The sequence below is a fragment of the Brevundimonas sp. genome (genome assembly GCF_041688735.1).
Taxonomy (GTDB): domain Bacteria; phylum Pseudomonadota; class Alphaproteobacteria; order Caulobacterales; family Caulobacteraceae; genus Brevundimonas.
In genome coordinates, this window is sequence record NZ_JBDNHO010000061.1 from 1 (window position 1) to 17,705 (window position 17,705).

15 protein-coding genes and 1 pseudogene are annotated in these 17,705 nt (G+C 65.3%); 6 read left to right on the forward strand and 10 right to left on the reverse strand.

Features of this window, described 5'->3' with window-relative positions; all coding sequences use genetic code 11:
- From ACESMO_RS06695 to ACESMO_RS06710, 4 genes and pseudogenes are all read left to right on the forward strand, one after another.
- Positions 1 to 116: pseudogene (locus ACESMO_RS06695) on the forward strand (IS5/IS1182 family transposase); the annotation flags it as partial.
- A 187-nt stretch (positions 117 to 303) separates the two neighbouring features.
- Positions 304 to 1,356, forward strand: coding sequence for a type III polyketide synthase (locus ACESMO_RS06700; RefSeq protein WP_372707389.1), 1,053 nt, complete (start codon positions 304 to 306; stop codon positions 1,354 to 1,356).
- Positions 1,353 to 1,862 carry an isoprenylcysteine carboxyl methyltransferase family protein gene (locus tag ACESMO_RS06705; RefSeq protein ID WP_372707390.1) on the forward strand — a complete coding sequence of 170 codons (510 nt, stop codon included), beginning with the start codon at positions 1,353 to 1,355 and terminating at the stop codon, positions 1,860 to 1,862. Before ACESMO_RS06700 ends, ACESMO_RS06705 begins: the two co-directional genes overlap by 4 nt.
- Before the next feature lie 150 nt (positions 1,863 to 2,012).
- Entirely contained in the window at positions 2,013 to 3,596 is a 1,584-nt protein-coding gene (locus tag ACESMO_RS06710; protein ID WP_372707391.1) for a phytoene desaturase family protein, read from the forward strand.
- Positions 3,597 to 3,633: 37 nt separating this feature from the next.
- On the opposite strand, the gene ACESMO_RS06715 is transcribed toward ACESMO_RS06710, so the two are convergent.
- Together ACESMO_RS06715 and ACESMO_RS06720 are read right to left on the reverse strand one after the other, a co-directional pair.
- Entirely contained in the window at positions 3,634 to 4,008 is a 375-nt protein-coding gene (locus ACESMO_RS06715; RefSeq protein ID WP_372707392.1) for a response regulator, read from the reverse strand.
- Positions 4,005 to 5,501 carry a sensor histidine kinase gene (locus ACESMO_RS06720; protein ID WP_372707393.1) on the reverse strand — a complete coding sequence of 499 codons (1,497 nt, stop codon included), beginning with the start codon at positions 5,499 to 5,501 and terminating at the stop codon, positions 4,005 to 4,007. The genes ACESMO_RS06715 and ACESMO_RS06720 overlap by 4 nt, the downstream gene beginning before the upstream one ends.
- Positions 5,502 to 5,892: 391 nt before the next feature.
- Between ACESMO_RS06720 and ACESMO_RS06725 the strand changes: the two genes are divergently transcribed.
- Positions 5,893 to 6,912: a LacI family DNA-binding transcriptional regulator gene (locus ACESMO_RS06725; protein ID WP_372707394.1), complete on the forward strand. Its 1,020-nt coding sequence runs from the start codon at positions 5,893 to 5,895 to the stop codon at positions 6,910 to 6,912.
- A gap of 109 nt (positions 6,913 to 7,021) precedes the next feature.
- On the opposite strand, the gene ACESMO_RS06730 is transcribed toward ACESMO_RS06725, so the two are convergent.
- The 8 genes from ACESMO_RS06730 to ACESMO_RS06765 form a co-directional block, all read right to left on the reverse strand.
- Positions 7,022 to 8,524 carry a replicative DNA helicase gene (locus ACESMO_RS06730; protein ID WP_372707395.1) on the reverse strand — a complete coding sequence of 501 codons (1,503 nt, stop codon included), beginning with the start codon at positions 8,522 to 8,524 and terminating at the stop codon, positions 7,022 to 7,024.
- Positions 8,525 to 8,649: 125 nt separating this feature from the next.
- Positions 8,650 to 9,030 carry a hypothetical protein gene (locus ACESMO_RS06735; RefSeq protein WP_372707396.1) on the reverse strand — a complete coding sequence of 127 codons (381 nt, stop codon included), beginning with the start codon at positions 9,028 to 9,030 and terminating at the stop codon, positions 8,650 to 8,652.
- A 125-nt stretch (positions 9,031 to 9,155) separates the two neighbouring features.
- Positions 9,156 to 11,624 (reverse strand): TonB-dependent receptor plug domain-containing protein, encoded by a 2,469-nt coding sequence (locus tag ACESMO_RS06740; RefSeq protein ID WP_372707397.1) that lies wholly within the window; start codon positions 11,622 to 11,624, stop codon positions 9,156 to 9,158.
- Between the two features lie 160 nt (positions 11,625 to 11,784).
- Entirely contained in the window at positions 11,785 to 12,369 is a 585-nt protein-coding gene (gene rplI / locus ACESMO_RS06745; protein ID WP_372707398.1) for a 50S ribosomal protein L9, read from the reverse strand.
- A gap of 1 nt (position 12,370) precedes the next feature.
- On the reverse strand, positions 12,371 to 12,661 hold the full coding sequence (gene rpsR, locus ACESMO_RS06750; RefSeq protein WP_372707399.1) for a 30S ribosomal protein S18: 291 nt from the start codon (positions 12,659 to 12,661) through the stop codon (positions 12,371 to 12,373).
- Between the two features lie 12 nt (positions 12,662 to 12,673).
- Positions 12,674 to 13,063, reverse strand: coding sequence for a 30S ribosomal protein S6 (gene rpsF, locus ACESMO_RS06755; RefSeq protein ID WP_056615127.1), 390 nt, complete (start codon positions 13,061 to 13,063; stop codon positions 12,674 to 12,676).
- Between the two features lie 182 nt (positions 13,064 to 13,245).
- On the reverse strand, positions 13,246 to 15,315 hold the full coding sequence (locus ACESMO_RS06760) for a TonB-dependent receptor plug domain-containing protein (RefSeq protein ID WP_372707400.1): 2,070 nt from the start codon (positions 15,313 to 15,315) through the stop codon (positions 13,246 to 13,248).
- Between the two features lie 195 nt (positions 15,316 to 15,510).
- Positions 15,511 to 16,926 (reverse strand): serine hydrolase, encoded by a 1,416-nt coding sequence (locus tag ACESMO_RS06765; RefSeq protein WP_372707401.1) that lies wholly within the window; start codon positions 16,924 to 16,926, stop codon positions 15,511 to 15,513.
- A 296-nt stretch (positions 16,927 to 17,222) separates the two neighbouring features.
- Here ACESMO_RS06765 and ACESMO_RS06770 point away from each other — a divergent pair, with 296 nt between their 5' ends.
- The gene (locus tag ACESMO_RS06770; protein ID WP_372707402.1) at positions 17,223 to 17,696 is read left to right on the forward strand and encodes a phasin family protein; all 474 of its coding nucleotides are present in this window, start codon (positions 17,223 to 17,225) and stop codon (positions 17,694 to 17,696) included.
- Positions 17,697 to 17,705: the final 9 nt, after the last annotated feature.

Below are 17,705 nucleotides of genomic sequence, written 5' to 3' on the forward strand. Positions count from 1 at the left end.
AGAACATGTTCGGCAGGCTCAAGGACTGGCGACGCATCCATACCCGCTACGACCGATGCGCACACACCTTCATGTCCGCCATCGCCATCGCCGCAACCGTCATCTTCTGGCTATGACGCAATGAGTCCTGAGCCTAGGTCACGAGCGCCGATCACCATCAATCCCAAATGCTGCTGTTGGCTACCCGGAAGATGCCAATGACAGGCGTTTTTAAGTCCTGTTTTCACAGTATATTTCCGGAACCGCCAAGCTCTGGTGTAGTTGGGTGAGGGCCGGCGATCTTGCGCGGCCGGAGCAGACCCGATGCCCGCGCCCATTCATCTCCTGTCCCTTGCGACGGCCGATGCGCCTCACGAAATGACCCAGTCCGACGTCGTCGAGGTCGCCAGGGTGCTTTTTACAGAGCGTTTCCCCGGCTTTGACCGGATGCTGCCTGTGTTTGACACCGCAGGCATACGGGCGCGCCAGGCGGCGATGCCGCTGGACTGGTATCTGAAGCCTCGTGGGTGGCCGGAGCGGACCGAGGCTTATCTGGACGTAGCGGTCGATATGTTTGCCCGCGCGGCCGAAGCGGCGCTGGCAGAGGCCCAGCTCAAGGGCGCGGATGTCGATGTGATCGTCACCGTGTCCTCGACCGGCATCGCGACGCCCGGCCTTGAAGCCCGTGCCATGGCCCGGTTGGGGTTTCGCCCGGACGCCGCGCGTATCCCGGTGTTCGGCCTGGGCTGCGCGGGCGGCGCGACGGGGCTCGCTCTGGCGAGCAAGCTGGCGCAGGCCACGCCAGGGGCGGTCGTGCTTCTGGTCGTCGTTGAACTCTGCACGCTGTCGTTCCGGATGGAGGACCTGACAAAGGCTGACATCGTCGCCACGGCCCTGTTCGGCGACGGGGCGGCGGCCTGTGTCATGCGTTGCGGAGAGGGCGGCTTTGCCTCGATCGAGGCGACGGGCGAGCACACCTGGCCGGACACGCTGAGTATAATGGGCTGGCGGGTCGATCCGACCGGCTTTGGGGTCATCTTCGACCGCGCGATCCCTCCGTTTGCCCGCGACAACCTGCGCCCCGCGATGATCGGGATTCTCAAGCGCCAGACCCTTGGCCTTGACGACGTCGACCGCTTCATCTGTCACCCCGGCGGAATGAAGGTCATCGATGCGCTGGAGGGCTCGCTGTCGCTGGATCAGGGTAGCCTGGATCATGAGCGCGGCGTGCTGGCCGATCACGGCAACATGTCGGCCCCGACGGCGCTGTATGTTCTCGACCGTGCGCGGCGCGGTGGCCTGCCGGACCGCTCGGTCCTGACCGCGCTCGGCCCGGGTTTCACGCTCAGTACGGTGTCGCTGAGGGCCGCGGCATGATGCTGTCGATCGTCGTCCTCGCCCTGATCACCGCGCAGCGGATCGGGGAATTGTTTCTCGCCGAGCACAACACGCGGCGTCTGCGTGCGCAGGGGGCCCTTGAGACGGGTGCGAACCACTACATCTTCATCGTGCTGCTGCACGGAGCGTGGCTGCTGGGCCTGTGGGTCCTGGCCTGGGACCGGCCGATTGCTCTTTCGCTTCTGGCGGTCTTCGTCCTGCTTCAGGCGGCCAGGGTCTGGGTCATCGCGACCCTGGGGCCGCGCTGGACGACACGGATCATCACCCTGCCGGGTGCCCCCCTGGTCACCAAAGGCCCCTACCGGTTCGTCTCGCATCCCAACTACGTCGTCGTGGCGCTGGAGATAGCGATCCTGCCGCTGGCGTTCGGGCTGATCGGATACGCGATCGTCTTCACCCTCCTGAACGCCGCCATGATGTGGGTGCGCATCCGCAGCGAGGCCGCTGCCCTTTCGGCGGCGACCGCGACTAGAAACCTCACCTGAGCCGGCGGCGCGCTAGCGCGAAGCTGTCGCGGGCACGGTGCGTGAACAGATCGCCTTCGGCGCCGCCGGGTCCTCCGGTCTGCGCCGCGAATGCGCGGCTTGCCGAAGGCTGACGATAGCTTTTAGGAGGGTAGGCGAACCGGAGCCGCCATGACCACAACCACCACCGACGTCGTCATCCTGGGCGGGGGCCACAACGGGCTGGTGTGCGCCTTCTATCTGGCCAAGGCCGGGATGAAGGTGACGGTGCTGGAGCGGCGGCATGTCGTCGGCGGGGCGGCGGTGACCGAGGAGTTCCATCCCGGCTTCCGCAACTCCACCGCCAGCTACACCGTCAGCCTGCTGAACCCCAAGATCATTGCCGACCTCGAATTGGCGCGGCACGGCCTGCGGGTGGTCGAGCGCAAGGTGTCGAACTTCCTGCCGTTCGACGACGGCCGTTATTTCCTCGCGGGCGAGGGACGGACTCAAGGGGAACTGGCCAAATTCTCGACGCGGGATGCCGAGCGGTTGCCGGAGTATGAGCGGCGGCTGGAGGTCGTGGCGGCGGTACTGCGCGACTGGATTCTGAAGGCACCGCCCAATGTGGTGGAAGGCGGCTGGATGGCCATGCTGCCCGAACTGCTGAAGGGCGCTTCGCTGGGCAGGCAGGCGGCGGGGCTGGATACGCAAGGCCGGCGCGACCTGCTGGACCTGTTCGCCAAATCGGCGGGCGACTGGCTGGACGGCTGGTTCGAGAGCGATCCGATCAAGGCCCTGTTCGGTTTTGACAGCGTGGTCGGCAACTACGCCAGCCCCTATACGCCGGGCTCGGCCTATGTGCTGCTGCACCATGTCTTCGGCGAGGTGAATGGGCGCAAGGGCGTCTGGGGCCACGCCATCGGCGGCATGGGCGCGATCACCCAGGCGATGGCCGCCGCCTGCGCCGAGGTCGGCGTCGAGGTGCGGCTGGAGACACCGATCGCCTCGGTGCTGACCGAAAATGGCCGGGCGGTCGGGGCGGTGACCGAGGCCGGGGACAAGGTGCGCGCTCGGGCGGTGGTGTCCAACCTGCATCCACGCCTGCTGTTCGAGCGGTTCGTCGATGACGCGGTGGTGCCGGCGGATTTCCGCGAGCGGATCGGGAACTATCAGTCCGGGTCGGGCACGTTCCGCATGAATGTGGCGTTGTCCGAATTGCCGAGTTTCACGTCGCTGCCGGAGACGGGTGACCATCTGACCGCCGGGATCATCATGGCACCGTCTCTGGCCTATATGGACCGCGCCCACGCCGAGGCGCGGCTGACCGGCTGGTCTTCGAAGCCGATCGTGGAGATGCTCATCCCCTCGACGCTGGACGACAGTCTGGCGCCCGCCGGACAGCATGTGGCCAGCCTGTTCTGCCAGCACGTCTCGCCCGATCTGGCCGACGAGCACCGCGACACCGTGGCCGATCTGATGATCGAGACGGTCGACAGCTACGCGCCGGGCTTCAAGGCGTCGGTGGTCGGGCGGCTGGCGCTGGGGCCGCGCGATCTGGAGCGGCGTTTCGGACTGGTCGGCGGCGACATCTTCCACGGCCGGTTGTCGTTGGACCAGTTGTTCAGCGCCCGGCCGGTTCTGGGCCACGCCGATCACCGGATGCCGGTTCCGGGCCTGTATCTGTGTGGATCAGGGGCGCATCCGGGCGGCGGCGTCACCGGCGCGCCGGGGCATAATGCGGCGCGGGCGGTGCTGAAGGATCTGGGCCGGTAAATCCTCCCCCGGAGCGCAGGGAGAGGGGGAGGATCGCTCACGCCTGCTCGATTCCCATCGCCTTGAACAGAGCCTCGCGGATGGCTTCCTCGGTGAAAGGCTTCTGAACCGTGGCGTGACCGCGCCACTCGTCGGGCAGGCCGCCTTCGCCGTAACCGGTCGAGAAGACGAAGGGCACGCCCCGCGCCTTCAGCGCTGCGGCGATCGGGAAGACATGACGGCCGGCCACGTTGACGTCCAGCAAGGCCGCGTCCAGCGCCTCGTCAGTCGCCATGGCGAGGCCTTCGTCAACGTTCGACGCGGGGCCGACGGGCGTGCAGCCCATGTCTTCCAGGATGGTTTCGAGTAGCATGGCGACGAGCGACTCGTCCTCGACGACCAGTATTCGGCGGCCTGACAGCGCCTTAGTCATACCACTGTTCCCCGTTCAAGCGGAATCTCGAATTTCGCCGTTATGCCGTCGCTTGCGTAATCGACTTTCACCTTGCCCGCCAGATCGTGCCGGACGTTTCGTTCGATCAGCCTGGTGCCGAAGCCCTTGCGGGCCGGGGTGGTCACCACGGGACCGCCGACCTCGCGCCAGGTCAGATGGAGCCGGCGGTGAGTCTGATCGGCGATCGACCAGTCCACCAACACGCGTCCGTGCGGTGCCGAAAGTGCTCCGTATTTGGCCGCGTTGGTCGCCAGCTCGTGAAAGATCATACCCAATGACAGTGCCGCCGCCGGGCCAAGCGCGACCGGCGGCCCGTTCGGGGTCACGCTGTTCGTCCCATGCGCAGCGGTTTCGTGCTGCAGGATATCGCCAAGGTCCGCGCCTTCCCAATGGCTGCGGGTCAGAAGGTCGTGGGTGTGAGACAGCGCCAGCAGGCGCGCCTGAAAGGCTTCGGCGAACGTCACCGGATCGGTGTGCGATCGCGCCGTCTGGATGGCGATCGACTGTACGGTGGCCAGGGTGTTCTTCACCCGGTGGTTCAGCTCGTCGATCATAAGCTTCTGGCGTTCCGCAGCGACAATCGTGTCGGTGACGTCGTGTCCCTGCACGAAGATGCCCGCGACCTGTCCGGTGGAGTCGCGTATCGGCTGGAACAGGAACGTCAGGTAGACGGACTCCAGGGGCGCGTCCGGCGTCCGTTGCAGCTGGATCGGGATGCTGCGTCCCTCATAAGCCTCCCCGGTCTCGTAGGTAACGTCGAGAAGATCGACGAACCCTTGGCCGATGACCTCCGGCAGGGCTTCGATCACGGTCTTTCCGGTAATTTCGCGATGGCCAATCAGTTGCGCATAGGCGGCGTTGTGCATCTGGAAGACGTGATCGGGTCCGTTGAGCACGGCCACGAAGCCCGGGGCCTGCATGAACATCTCGACCAGGCGGTTCCTCTCGTCCTCCAGCCGGCGGTTGTCTTCCTGTACCCTTTGGGCGCGACCCAGGACTGCGCCGCCGAGCACGGCGTCCAGCGCGCTGACGTTCTCCGTTTGATGGGCAAGATCGCGAAGACGCTGAAGTTCAGTGATGTCGGTGGTATGCTGGAGCAGGAACATTACCTCTCCGCGCGCGTCCAGCAGAGGCGTGTGGGTGGCGCTCCAGTAACGGTCCTGGTAAACCTTGCGGCCGGCTTCGTCCAGCGTCGCGATCGAGAATTTGATCATGGCCAAATGGTCGCGCGTACGCGTGTCCCTGGCCTTTTCCAGCGAAGCCTTCACCTGGCGGACGTTTTCCAGAGCCTCCTCCCCCGGACCGGAATCGAAGGCGGCGAAAAGCGGTCGGTCGATGATCTCATCGCGAGAACTATGGGTGACGTCGAGATACGCCTGATTTACGCCCGCGATACGAAGATCGGGCGTCAGGAGGACGTAGGGGTTTGGAGACGCGTCGAAGGCGCTACCGAGGTCGACCGCGAGGCTCACTGATTTCGCCAATTCCTTCAAGCCGTCACACGTCCAGCGGACTCAACAACGCACTGCATAGCCACAGGTTCAACATGAGAGAAAAGGGCATCAACCTTTCCTGTTTTGGGCAAGCCTCTTCTCATGGCTGCTGTGCCGTTCGCCGAGCGGCTGGACCTGATCGAGCGGTATTACGGGCGGGTGCCGCCCTGAGTGTCTCCCTCCCCATTTCGGGGATTGGCACCTCCCAGCCCGTCTCCGCGTGGCACTTGCGAGGGGGTTGACGAGTGTGCCATGTAATCGGTTACAGAGTTTTCCCTACGGTCCCGCGACTCGTGGCCGGGTCCGAGATCACTCAGTGGGGTGATATGAGGCCGAGAGTGAGCAGGCGCATTTGCGTGGAGACGGCGGCGTGAAAGCCGCCACGATCCGCGATGTCGCAGAGCGCGCCGGCGTGTCCGTGGCCTCGGTCTCGCGCGTGCTGAACGGCGCGGGCCCGGTGACGGAAGCAACCCGCGAAAAGGTGCTCGAGGCCGCCGACACCCTGCAATACGTGCCGCATTCGGGTGCCCGCAGCCTGTCGACCCGCAAGACCCGGACGATCGGCGTCATCCTGCCCGACCTTTACGGCGAGTTCTTCTCCGAACTGATCCGCGGCATGGACGTGGCCGGCCGTTCGCTGGGTTATCACCTGATCATCTCCAGCTCGCATGACGACGCCGAGGAAGCGTCGGCCGTGATCCGGTCGATGCGCGGATGCGTGGATGGGCTGATCGTCCTGTCGCCCCATCTGGACGCCGCCAGCCTGGCGGCGGTTCTCGCGGGACCGACACCGGTCCTGCTGATGAACGGCGGCGCGGACGAAAACCGCGCCTCGATAGTCGTCGATAACCACGGCGGCGCGGTGCAGGCCGTTGAACACCTGATCGCGACGGGACGCCGACGCATCGTTCACATCTCCGGCCCGACCGGCAACCTTGAGGCCGCGACCCGGCTCGCGGGATATCTCGAGGCCATGGCCCGCGCAGGCCTGCCGACGACTGTGATCGAGGGCGCGTTCACCCAGGCCTCGGGACACGACGCCGGTGTGGCGCTGGCCGCGGGCGATGCCCGTCCCGACGCCATCTTCGCCAGCAACGACAACATGGCGTTCGGCGTCATGCTGGCCTTGCAGGACGCCGGCGTGCGCGTCCCCGAGGACGTCGCCATCGTCGGTTTCGATGACCTGCCGTTCGCGGGCCTGGTACGGCCCGCCCTGACGACCCTCGGAATCAAGATCGCAGAAACCGGACGCAGCGCTATCGAGCGCCTCGTCCGCATGATCAACGCAGCGCACGAAGCCGTCCCCGATACCGCTTGCGAGGTCGTGCGCCCCGAACTGGTGGTGCGCCCGTCGAGCCATCCGGCGCGCGGGACGGACAGCGCTCATTAGACCATTTTTGCCTCAGGTCGAATCGACTTGAATCCAAAAAACGGTCCAGAATCATGCTGGAGCGAAATCTGAGCCTTGATGAACTGCGTCCATCAAGACCGATTTCGCCCTAGTCGCCGTAAGGCTGGTCGTACCGTTGGCCCTGGGCCAGGTTGCCGAACTTGGTCGTGTTGGCGTCGAAGCTGAGCTTGATGATGCCGATGGGGCCGTGGCGCTGCTTGCCGATGACGATCTCGGCCTGGTGCTCCAGCCGGTCCATGTCCTCCTGCCATTGCAGGTGTTCAGGCGAGCCCTCCCGTGGCTCGGCACGGCCCAGATAGTAGCTCTCGCGATAGACGAACATGACGCAGTCGGCGTCCTGCTCGATCGAGCCGGATTCGCGCAGGTCCGACAGCTGGGGCCGTTTGTCCTCGCGCTGCTCGACCTGACGCGACAACTGCGACAGGGCCAGGATCGGCACGCTGAGTTCCTTGGCGAGGGCCTTGAGGGCGCCGGTGATCTCGGACACTTCCTGCACCCGGTTCTTCTGGCTGTTGCTCTCGCCGGTGGTGATCAGTTGCAGATAGTCGACGATGATCAGGTCCAGCCCGTGTTCCTGCCGTTTGAGGCGGCGCGCGCGGGCGGCCAGCTTGGAGATCGACAGGCCGCCGGTCGCGTCAATGTAGAGCGGGCTCTCGCCGATCTCGACGGCGGCCTCGCGGATGCGACCGAAGTCGGCGGCGTCGATCTCGCCCTTGCGCAGCTTGTCGGAAGAGACGCCCGAGGCGTCGGCCAGGATCCGCATAGCCAGTTGTTCGGCGCTCATTTCCAGCGAGTAGAAGGCGACGACGCCGCCCGAAACGGTCTTGCGGCCCTCGGGTGTCGGCTCCCAGCGATAGTTGCGCGCGATGTTGAAGGCGATGTTGGTGGCCAGCGCCGTCTTGCCCATCGACGGACGCCCCGCGAGCACCAGCAGGTCGGACGGGTGCAGCCCCCCCAGCTTGGAGTCCAGATCGGTCAGGTGGGTCGCGAGGCCCGCCAGTTTGCCGTCGCGCTGATAGGCCTCTGCCGCCATCTGCACCGCGCCGCCCAGGGCGCTGGAAAAACTGACGAAGCCCGACGACGGCTTGCCGGTTTCGGCCAGGGTGTAGAGCTGATGCTCCGCCTGTTCGATCTGGTCTATGGCTGCAGTTTCGGGCTGCGGCGCCTCGCGGACGATCTCGCCGCCGATGCGGATCAGGTCGCGGCGCAGGGCCAGGTCATAGACGACGCGGGCGTAGTCGGGGGCGTTGGCGGCGGGGGGCGCGCGGTCGACCAGGTCGGCCAGATAGCGCAGGCCGCCGAATTCCTGGAAGGCTGGATCCAGCTTGAACCGCTCCATCAGGATGGTCGGCTCGGCCAGCATGCCCTGACGGAGGTGATCTTCGATGGCATCGTAGAGCCGCTGGTGAAAGGGCTCGTAGAAATGGCTGCCGCGCAGCCGGTCCGACAGACGCTCAAACACCGCGTTGTCGAACATCAGTGAACCCAGCAGGGCCTGCTCGGCCTCGAGGTTATGGGGCATCGACGGGATGGACGAGGGGTCCATCGTCGACGGGAAGGCAAGGGGGGACAGGGCGTTCATCGGAGGCATCTAGTGCCCATACGCGACGCTCACGTCATGCTCGGACGCAACCGCGATCGGGGACAACAGACCGGCTCTGTGGACGCTCCGGAATTCCGTAGCCGGATCAGTTATCGGTCATGCCGGAACGCCGCTCATGCCGGACAGGGATATCGGTCGGCCATCCATACCCGAATGCCGTCGGTGACCGTCATGCGGCGACGGCGTTCCTGCGGGATACCATTGAGAAAGCCCAGCATCTGCTGAGGGTTGAGATTCATTCTTTGCGGCGGGCAGGCAGGGGGCGTGCGCCCACCGGCGCGGGCGCTCCTGATCTCGCTGCCGACGGCGCGAAACGCACGCTCCGCCTCGCCCTTGAGCCGGTGTGCGCTGGGGCGGAGCGCCGCTGTCGCATTGAGCGGGATGCGGTTCGCCTCGACGACAAAGCCGTCAAGGTTGCGTGGGGCCTGAGCCATGACGAGGCTTGGCGCGAGCAGGACGCCCAGAACGAAAAGTATCGATGCGAGCTGTTTCATTCATTTGTCCCCTTCGCCGAACATCGACACAGCACGGATAAGACGCAAGCTTTGCTGAACGCGCGATGAATGGGCGCCGACGACAAAGCGGGCGGCGCGGATTAAGACCCGCGCCGCCACGGATGTCACCAGTTGAGACTGAGCCGCCCATAGACGAACCGTCCGTTGAAGCCGAACGGCGAATAGTTGGAAAAGGCCAGCGCGCCGTTGGTGTTGATGTTGGCCGCCGTCCGGTCGGGATATTCGTCGGTCGCGTTGTTGACGCCGATCGCCAGTTGCACGCGCTCGTTGAACTGATACCGCCCCTCGAAATCGAGCAGGATCTTGTCGCCGGTGTTTACGTCGAAGTTCGGGTCGGTGTTGCTGAACGGGTGCAGCACATTCGAGAAGCTCAGGAGCTTGGCGGTGATGCCCAGCGGGCCGTCCGACAGGTCCGTGCTGAAGACGATCTTCTCCTTGGGCGTGCCTTCTTCGAAGGTCAGCACATTGATACGGTTGAACAAGATCGGAGGATTGGGGATCGGCACGCCGACCGGAATGGCCGGCACGCGGGTGACGTCAGTGGAGTTCAGGTTGGCCGCGATGGTAAAGTCCACCCGGCCGGTGTCGCTGTAGTTGTGGCGATAGCGGCCCACGATGTCGACGCCCTCGGTCGTGGTGTCCACGCCGTTGATGAAGAAGCGGCCGCCGCCAACCGAACCGCCCGATCCCGGCGGGTTCAGCAGGTTGAAGATGGCCACGGCCGTGGCGCTGCCGGTGGGCGTTCCCAGCAGGTTTTCTGACAGAACGATGCGGTCGGTGATCTCGATCTGGTAGGCATCGACCGTCAACTCGAACGGCCCTTGCTGAAAGACCAGGCCGAAGGAGTAGTTGGTCGATTCCTCCGGCTCGAGCGGGCGGGCACCCAGGTTGCGGGCGATTGAATTCGTCGCCGGGAAGGTGGTCACCTCGACCGGGGTACTGACCCCGCCGATGACGATGAAGTTGATCGCCGTGGCGGTGAAGAACGACTGCTGTAGCCCCGGTGCCCGGAAACCGGTCGACACCGCGCCGCGCAGGGCGAAGCTGTCGGTGAAGTCATAGCGCCCGGCGATCTTGCCGGTCGTGGTGTTGCCGAAGTCGGAGAAGTCCTCGAACCGGACGGCCCCGTTGACGTTGAACCGTTCGGTCACCTGGGCGTCGAGGTCGAGATAGAGGCCGAAGGAGTTGCGGCTCTCATCGACTTCGTTCGAGGGGCGGAAGCCGATGAAGCCCTGCGAACCTGCCCCGGCCCCGGGGCGGCCCGGCCGGAACTGGTAGGAGGCCAGTTCGCCTGCGGAGATCTCGTAGTTCTCGCGGCGGGCCTCGGCCCCGAAGGCGACGTTCAGCGGTTCGAACAGGCCGACATCGTAGCGCCGCACGAAATCCAGTCCCAGTAAGAACTGGTCATAGGCGACGCCGCCGGCATCGAAACTGGTCGGCGATCCGGGGACGAGCGAACCGTTGATCGAGTCCTCGACGCGAAAGGCGATCTCGTTGCGACCGTAGACCAGGTTCAGGTCCATGTCGAAGCCGGCAATCTGGCCTCTCAGACCGGCGGCGGCAGTGAAGTCGTCAACGGTCGGGGCGATAAGGGGCAGGAAGCCGTCGGGATAGACGAGTGGGTCGTTATTGGCATTGTTCCAGGTCCGCGGCGTGGCGGCGCTCTCGGCCTCGCGGCGCTGATAGCCGGTGAAGCCGTACAGTTCGAAGCCGTTGCTCAGCGGCACTCCGGCGTTGAGATAGATCGTGGCGTCCGTGGTTTCAGGATCGCCATAGCGGCTGGTGACGCGCGCGGGACGGGGCGCCAGTCGCGGGTCGAGGTCGCCCCGACTGGTCGGATTGCGATCGCGATATTCGGCCGAGACGGTCAGGAAGCCTTCGTCGCCCAGCGGCAGGCCCTGCCAGCCGGCGACGGTGAAGCTCCGGCCGTCTTCTTCCGAGCGACCTTCCGGGATGCGGGCGGTGACGAACTCGGTGAAATGCTGGCCGTAAGTGGTCGTCAGGCCGCCGCCCGAACGGGCCTCGCGCAGGCGAAGGTTGATGACCCCGGCGATGGCGTCAGAGCCGTATTGGGCCGAGGCCCCCTCGCGCAGCACTTCCACGCGGTCGATGGCGATCGAGGGGATGGCGTTCAGATCCACTGCGGCTGAACCCCGGCCGATCGAACCGTTGACGTTGACCAGGGCGGAGGTGTGCCGGCGGATCCCGTTGAGCAGCACCAGGGTCTGGTCAGGCGCCAGGCCGCGCAGGGTGGCGGGCCGCACGGTGTCGGTGCCGTCGGTGATCGAGGGCCGGGAGAAGCTGATGGACGGCGCCAGGTTGGACAAACTTTGGGCCAGTTCCGTCGATCCCTGACGCACCAGTGTTTCGCTGGAGATCACATCGACCGGCGCGATGGTGTCCAGACGCGTGCGACCGGCGACGCGGGTGCCCGTGACGATGATCTCGTCGATCTCGGTCGCGGCAGGCTGTTGGCCCGGCCCGGTCTGGGCCGAGGCGGTCAACGGGCAGGCCAGCAAGGCCCCGGCTGACGTGAAGGCGAGCAGCACGACGCGTGTGGAAATAGCATGCATGGTGGACCCCCGTCGCAAAATGATCATTCATGCTGGATCGCAATAAAGCTCCGGTCAAGCATGGTTATCGTCGCACAATGACGATAGGGGCGCGGAGAGAAAAAGGGGGCGCGCCCGGCTGGACACGCCCCCTTCAATGCAATGGCCGAAAGGCTTGGGTTCAGGCTTCCGAACCCAGGCCGTCCTGCTGGCCGGCACCGCCGGCGACCATGTCCTTGGCCTGTTCCAGGGCCGCTTCGCGGTCCTCGTCATAGGCGGCCTTGATCACGTCCTCGCCCTTGGCCTGACGTTCGGCTTCGTCGGCCGAGCGGGCGATGTTGATCTTGACGGTGGCCGAGACTTCCGCGTGAAGACGAACGGTGATCTCGTGAACGCCCAGCGTCTTGATCGGGGTGTTGAGCGCGATCTGGCTGCGCTCGACCTTGCCGCCTTCGGCCACGATGGCCTCGACGATGTCACGCGCGGCGACCGAACCGTAGAGCTGACCCGTCTCACCGGCTTGCCGGATCATGACATAGGTCTGGCCGTCGATCTTGGAACCGATCGTGCCGGCGTCGGTCTTGTTCTTCTCGTTGCGGGCCTCGATGGCGACGCGGTCGAGTTCGAACGCCTTCAGGTTCGCCGACGTGGCCCGACGGGCCTTGTCGCGCGGCAGAAGGAAGTTACGGGCGAAGCCGTCCTTGACGGACACGACATCGCCGATGGCGCCGAGATTCTCGACGCGCTCAAGCAGAACGACCTTCATCTTATTTCACCACATAGGGCAGGAGGGCCAGATAACGCGCGCGCTTGATGGCCTTGGCCAGTTCGCGTTGCTTGATCTGGGAAACAGCGGTGATGCGCGACGGGACGATCTTGCCGCGCTCGCTGATGTAGCGTTGCAGCAGTTTGACGTCCTTGTAGTCGATCTTCGGCGCGCCCTCACCCGAGAACGGGCAAACCTTGCGGCGACGGTAGAAGGGACGGCGTCCGGCGGCGCCTGAGCCGGCCGGCGCGCCCGGCGACGGAGCGCCAGAGCCGGTGGTGGTGTCGGTCATGTTCCGGGTTCCTTAAAAGGTGGCTTCGGCGGCGGCGTCGTCACGCGGCGTACGCTCGCGTTCACGTTCGCGCTCGCGCTCGCGGCGGGCCAGCAGGGGCGACAGTTCCAGGTCGAGTTCCTCGACGCGGACGGTCAACCAGCGAAGGACGTCCTCGTTGATCGACAGCTGACGTTCCACTTCCGCCATGGCGGCGGGCGGACAGTCGACGGCGAGCAGCGAATAGTGCGCCTTGCGGTTCTTTTTGACCCGATAGGTCAGGTTGCGCAGACCCCAGTATTCGATCTTGGCGACGGTGCCGCCGCCGGCTTCGATCAAACCCTTGATGGTGTCGTTCAGCGCTTCGGCCTGTTGCGCGGAGATATCCTGACGCGACATGACCGTGTGCTCGTAAAGAGCCATTCGGTAGTCTCCCTTGTAGGGCGTCGGCGCGAGGGGACCGGGTAAGTCCTCTCCCACGATGGATCCTGAAGCGGCGGCCGGGATGACTTCCCGAACCCTTTGGAACTCCGCGTCAGGACCGAAGCCCTGGAAAGGCGGCGCATATAGGGGAAAAGGCAGGAGGCGGCAAGGTGGATGAGTTGTCAGAAACTCCGGCGCGCGCTCACGAACGCCTGCAAGGCCTCGCCGCCTGTCGAAAATTCATTATAGACCGGCCCGGCCAGATTCCTGGGACCGCCAAACAGTGTGAACTCGCTTTCGTTTTTGCTGGAGTAGCTGAAGCCGGCGCTGAGACTCAGGTTTGGGTCTGGTCGCCAAGTGATATTTGCGCTCGCAGAGGGATCGGAACGGTTTGTCGACAGGCTCGAGGGTGCAAAATTGCGGCTGTAGAAGCCGCTGGAGGCGTTCACGCCCCAACTGATCCGCCGGGCCACCAGATTCTGACTGAAGCCGAGGCTCCAGCCAAAGGGCTGCTCACCCGACAGGCGGCGATCCAGAAAAGTCACCGGATCCTTGGTCTCGGACACCCGCCAGTTGACCGAGCCCGACAGGATGCCGCCGATCACGCCATAGCGGTCCAGCGGAAGCCGACCGGTGAAGCGGGCGGTGTCGCGTCGGGCTGACCCCACATTGCGCGTGACGTTGAACCGGACCGGCTGGGTCGCACCCGGCGGGGTTTCGACCACCACCACCTGGCCCAGCACATCCTCGATGTCTTCATGCGTCAGCTCGGCAACGAAGGACCCCTGACGATCGAACACGTATTCGTACCGAAGCTGGGCCAGCCCGATTTGGGCCGGACGGATGTCGGGGTTGCCGCGCCCGAAGATGCCGGTCTCGAACGACGCCGAGGCGACAAAGGCGCCGAAGGACAGCTGCTCGACATTACGCTCCACCTTGAGGACCAGCTGATGACCGGGCCGCGGCGTCCACGACACATTCAATCGCGGTTTCAGGAAGCTGAGCTCGGTCTCGCCGGCGCCCGCGCTGCCCGTGGCGGTGATACGCGACCGCTCATAGCGCAGGGTGGTCTCGATGCTGAGATCGGGCCTGGGCACCCAGACGCTGGTCGCGAAGCTCTCCGTTCTCAACTCCTCGACCCGGGCGTCATCACCCGGAAGCAAGACGGGGGAGTCGTTGAGACGGAAGGCGGTGGAGCGTTCGACCCAGTTCAGGGCCACTTCCGACCCCGTCTCCAGACTTACCGATCCAAAGCGCGTGACGAGGGGCGCGAACTTGAGCCCTCCGGACACGATACTTTCGCTCGTTGTCTCGTCCGACACCGTGTCGGAGGTGAAATTCAGTGTGTCGAACTTTCCGATCGACTCTTCTGATTCCATCTGCTGGGAGCCGATTACCTCCAGCGACATGCCCATGGGCAGACTGCGGTTCCACCGGAGGCCGGCTTCGCCCGAGAGTTCATCATTGTCGCTCAGAGTTTCCTCGCGACCGCCGGGGATCACCAGGATCTCGTCTTTCGTAAAGGCCCTGTTCTCCAACTCGAGCACGCCGTTGGCGCGAAGGCGTCCACCTGCCAGCGGGCCCTCATAGACTCCTGTCGCCTTGGCCGACCGTAAGGCGAAGAGGCCGTCCGCCACCCCCAGAAGAAGCAGCCGGCCGTCGGGCGCATAGCGTTCGCGAAATCGATCCTGACTGGACTCAAAGCCGCTCAACTGCACCGAGCCGTCCAGCAGCCGGCCGTTGCTTTGGCGCTGGACCTGAATCGTCAGGCCGGGATTGAAATCGCCCGTTGTGGATAGGTTGGCGCTGCCCGAGACCGAGCCCGACAGGCCGGCGTCGGGTTTGCGGATGACATTGGCGACGACCGGCTTGCCCTGCATATCGATGCCGCCGGCGCCGCTTCGCACGACGTCGATGCGCAGCACTCCCGCCGCCGGAATCCGCGACAGCACCGACTGCAGACTGTCGCTGCGCACCGGGGGCCTTTCGCCATCGATCAGAACATTGCCGGCGGTTCCGGCAAGCCCTCGCGCCGACGAGCCGCCGTCGAACTGGAATCCCGGGATGCGGCCGATCATGTCCAGCGCCGTCACCGGCCGGTACTCGGCGAAAAAGGCGGGCAGATAGGGGGTGACGTTGGCGTCGACCGCGGCTGGCGCGGGCGCCTGGGCCGCCGCCGCGCCGTGGACCGACATGGACAGGGCGAGAATCGACGCGCCAAGCAAACGTCGGCGTCGGTTTGTTGCAGTCATTCGTCTCGGTTCTCGCCTCTTTAACAGTGGCGAACGTTGACGGGCATTGTGTTCAAGCCGCGACCGCAACCTGTCCGATTGGTAACCATCCCGGACTGCACGCAAGCCAGCCGACTGCACCCGGGGCCAGCAGACTCCCCGACCCGCGAAGGCAGACCAGGCCTGTTCCAGGGTTTGCGCCAAGGCCGAAGCGGCTCAGGCCTGCGGCCGGATCACCATACAGGTCACGCGACGATCCGACAGGGCCGCGCAAGCCGCTTGGGCCATTTGCTCGCTCATGCCGGTGAAGCGCGAACGGTACCAGCCCTCGCTGTTCTGGACCGTGCGTTCAGCGGCGGTGAACTGGGCGCGGAAGCGGCGGTTGACCTCGGTCAGCCAGTTGCGGGCGACCGTCTCGTCGCGGAAGGCACCGACCTGGACGGACCAGAGTCCGGCGGGCGATGATGCGGGCCTGCGCGACGTGGTCCGCGTGGTCGGGGGCGCGGACGCGCGGACCGGAGCGGTTCCACCATTCAGGATGGCGGTCACGTCTGCCGGCCGGGTCTCGGCCCGCAGGACGGGCGGACGGGACTCGGAGGGAGCCGGGATCACGCGAAGGGGCCGAGGCTGTAGTGGGGCGGCGACGACCGCGACGTAGGACACGGCGCCGGAGTCGTCATCATCTCCCGTGTCGGCCGAGGCGTACTGCATTCCGCCCAAACTTTCAGGACCGATACCGAAGCCGCGTTGTTCGAAGAAGGTCTGGGCGACCTGGATGGTCTGGCCGCGGGCGCGCGCCTGTTCGACCTCGAAGCCGGTGTTCATCAGGGCGGCGACGTGGGCGTTGCGGCTGGCGCTCGACCGCCCACCCAGAACCACCGTGATCAGCCGCCTGCCATTCCGCACCGACGAGGCCGCCAGATTGAAGCCCGAGGCGTTGGTATAGCCCGTCTTCATGCCGTCGTAGCCGTTGCCCTGATGCAGCAGGCCGTTGGTGTTGCGGTAGTCGCGACCCTGATAGACCCAGTCGTGAAGGCCGAAATAGCGATAGTACTGCGGGTAATCCCGCATGATCGCGCGAGCCAGAATAGCCAGGTCGCGCGCCGAGGTCAGTTGCCGCGCGTCGGGCAGGCCGCTGGCGTTGACGTAGCGCGTCTGGGTCATGCCCAGCTCCCGCGCCTTCAGCGTCATCTGGGCCGTGAAACGGGCTTCGGAGCCGCCGATGTGTTCGGCCAAGGCCACGGCCATGTCGTTGGCGCTGCGCACCGCGGTGGCGCGCATGGCGTCGTCAAGGCTGATGGTCTGGCCGGCCGCGAGGCCCAGCTTGGACGGCGGCTGGCTGGCGGCGCGCGTTGAAACGGTCAGGACGTCTTCCAGCGCGACCTTGCCTTCCGACAGGGCCTCAAAGCTCATGTACAGCGTCATCACTTTGGTGATCGAGGCCGGATAGCGCCGACTGTCTGCGTGCCGCGCGAACAGGACTTCGCCCGACTCGGCGTCGATGACGATGGCGGCGTATTTGGCGTTGTCGGAGGATTGCGCGACGAGGGGCGCTGTGCTCGGCGCGAGGGCGAGCGCGGCGACTAGCACCAACGACAGGAACCCACGGCGGATCAGAGCGACTACAGGCAAGCCCAGGCCTCATATCTTAAAGCGCGACGGCGGCCAGACCACGCGACGCTGACGAAAGGCTAACATGCGGCCACAGTGTTTCGTGAGGGTAAACAAGCCATCAACGGTTTTGTGAAGCCTGTTCTCCCGATGGGGTCGTCTCTGCCCGGTTTTCACGACGATATTGTGCAGTGCACAAAAACTCTTGACTTGGCTTCGCACTTGCACCATATGAGGGGCTGTCGCGGTGGACTGGTTCCCCGCGCGAGATATTACAGGCCGTCCGCCAGGCCGCGATCAGAATTCAGGAGATCACCATGACCGACACGACCGCCGAGACCGTCAAGAAGACCGTCGAAACCGCCGCCAACACCGCCAAGGCCCAAGCCGACAAGGTCCAGGCCGCCGGTGCCAAGGCGTTCCGCGAAGTCGCCGACAAGTCGGCCGCCTCGTTGTCCGAGCTGAACGTCCAGGGCAAGCAGAACCTCGAAGCGCTGGTCGCCTCGGCCACCGCCGCCCAGAAGGGCGTCGAGACCCTGTCGGCCCATTCGGCCGCCTTCACCAAGAAGTCCTGGGAAGACGGCGTCGCCGCCGCCAAGTCGATGTCGCAGGCCCGTTCGATCCAGGAGCTGCTCGAACTGCAGACGACCTGGGCCAAGTCGGCGACCGAAGCCTATCTGGCTGAAGTCACCCGCGCCACGGACGTCCTGACCGCCTCGGTCAAGGACAGTTTCCAGCCGATCAACGAGCGCGTCACCGCCTCGGTCGAAAAGTTCCAGGCCGCCCGCTAAGCCTTAGAG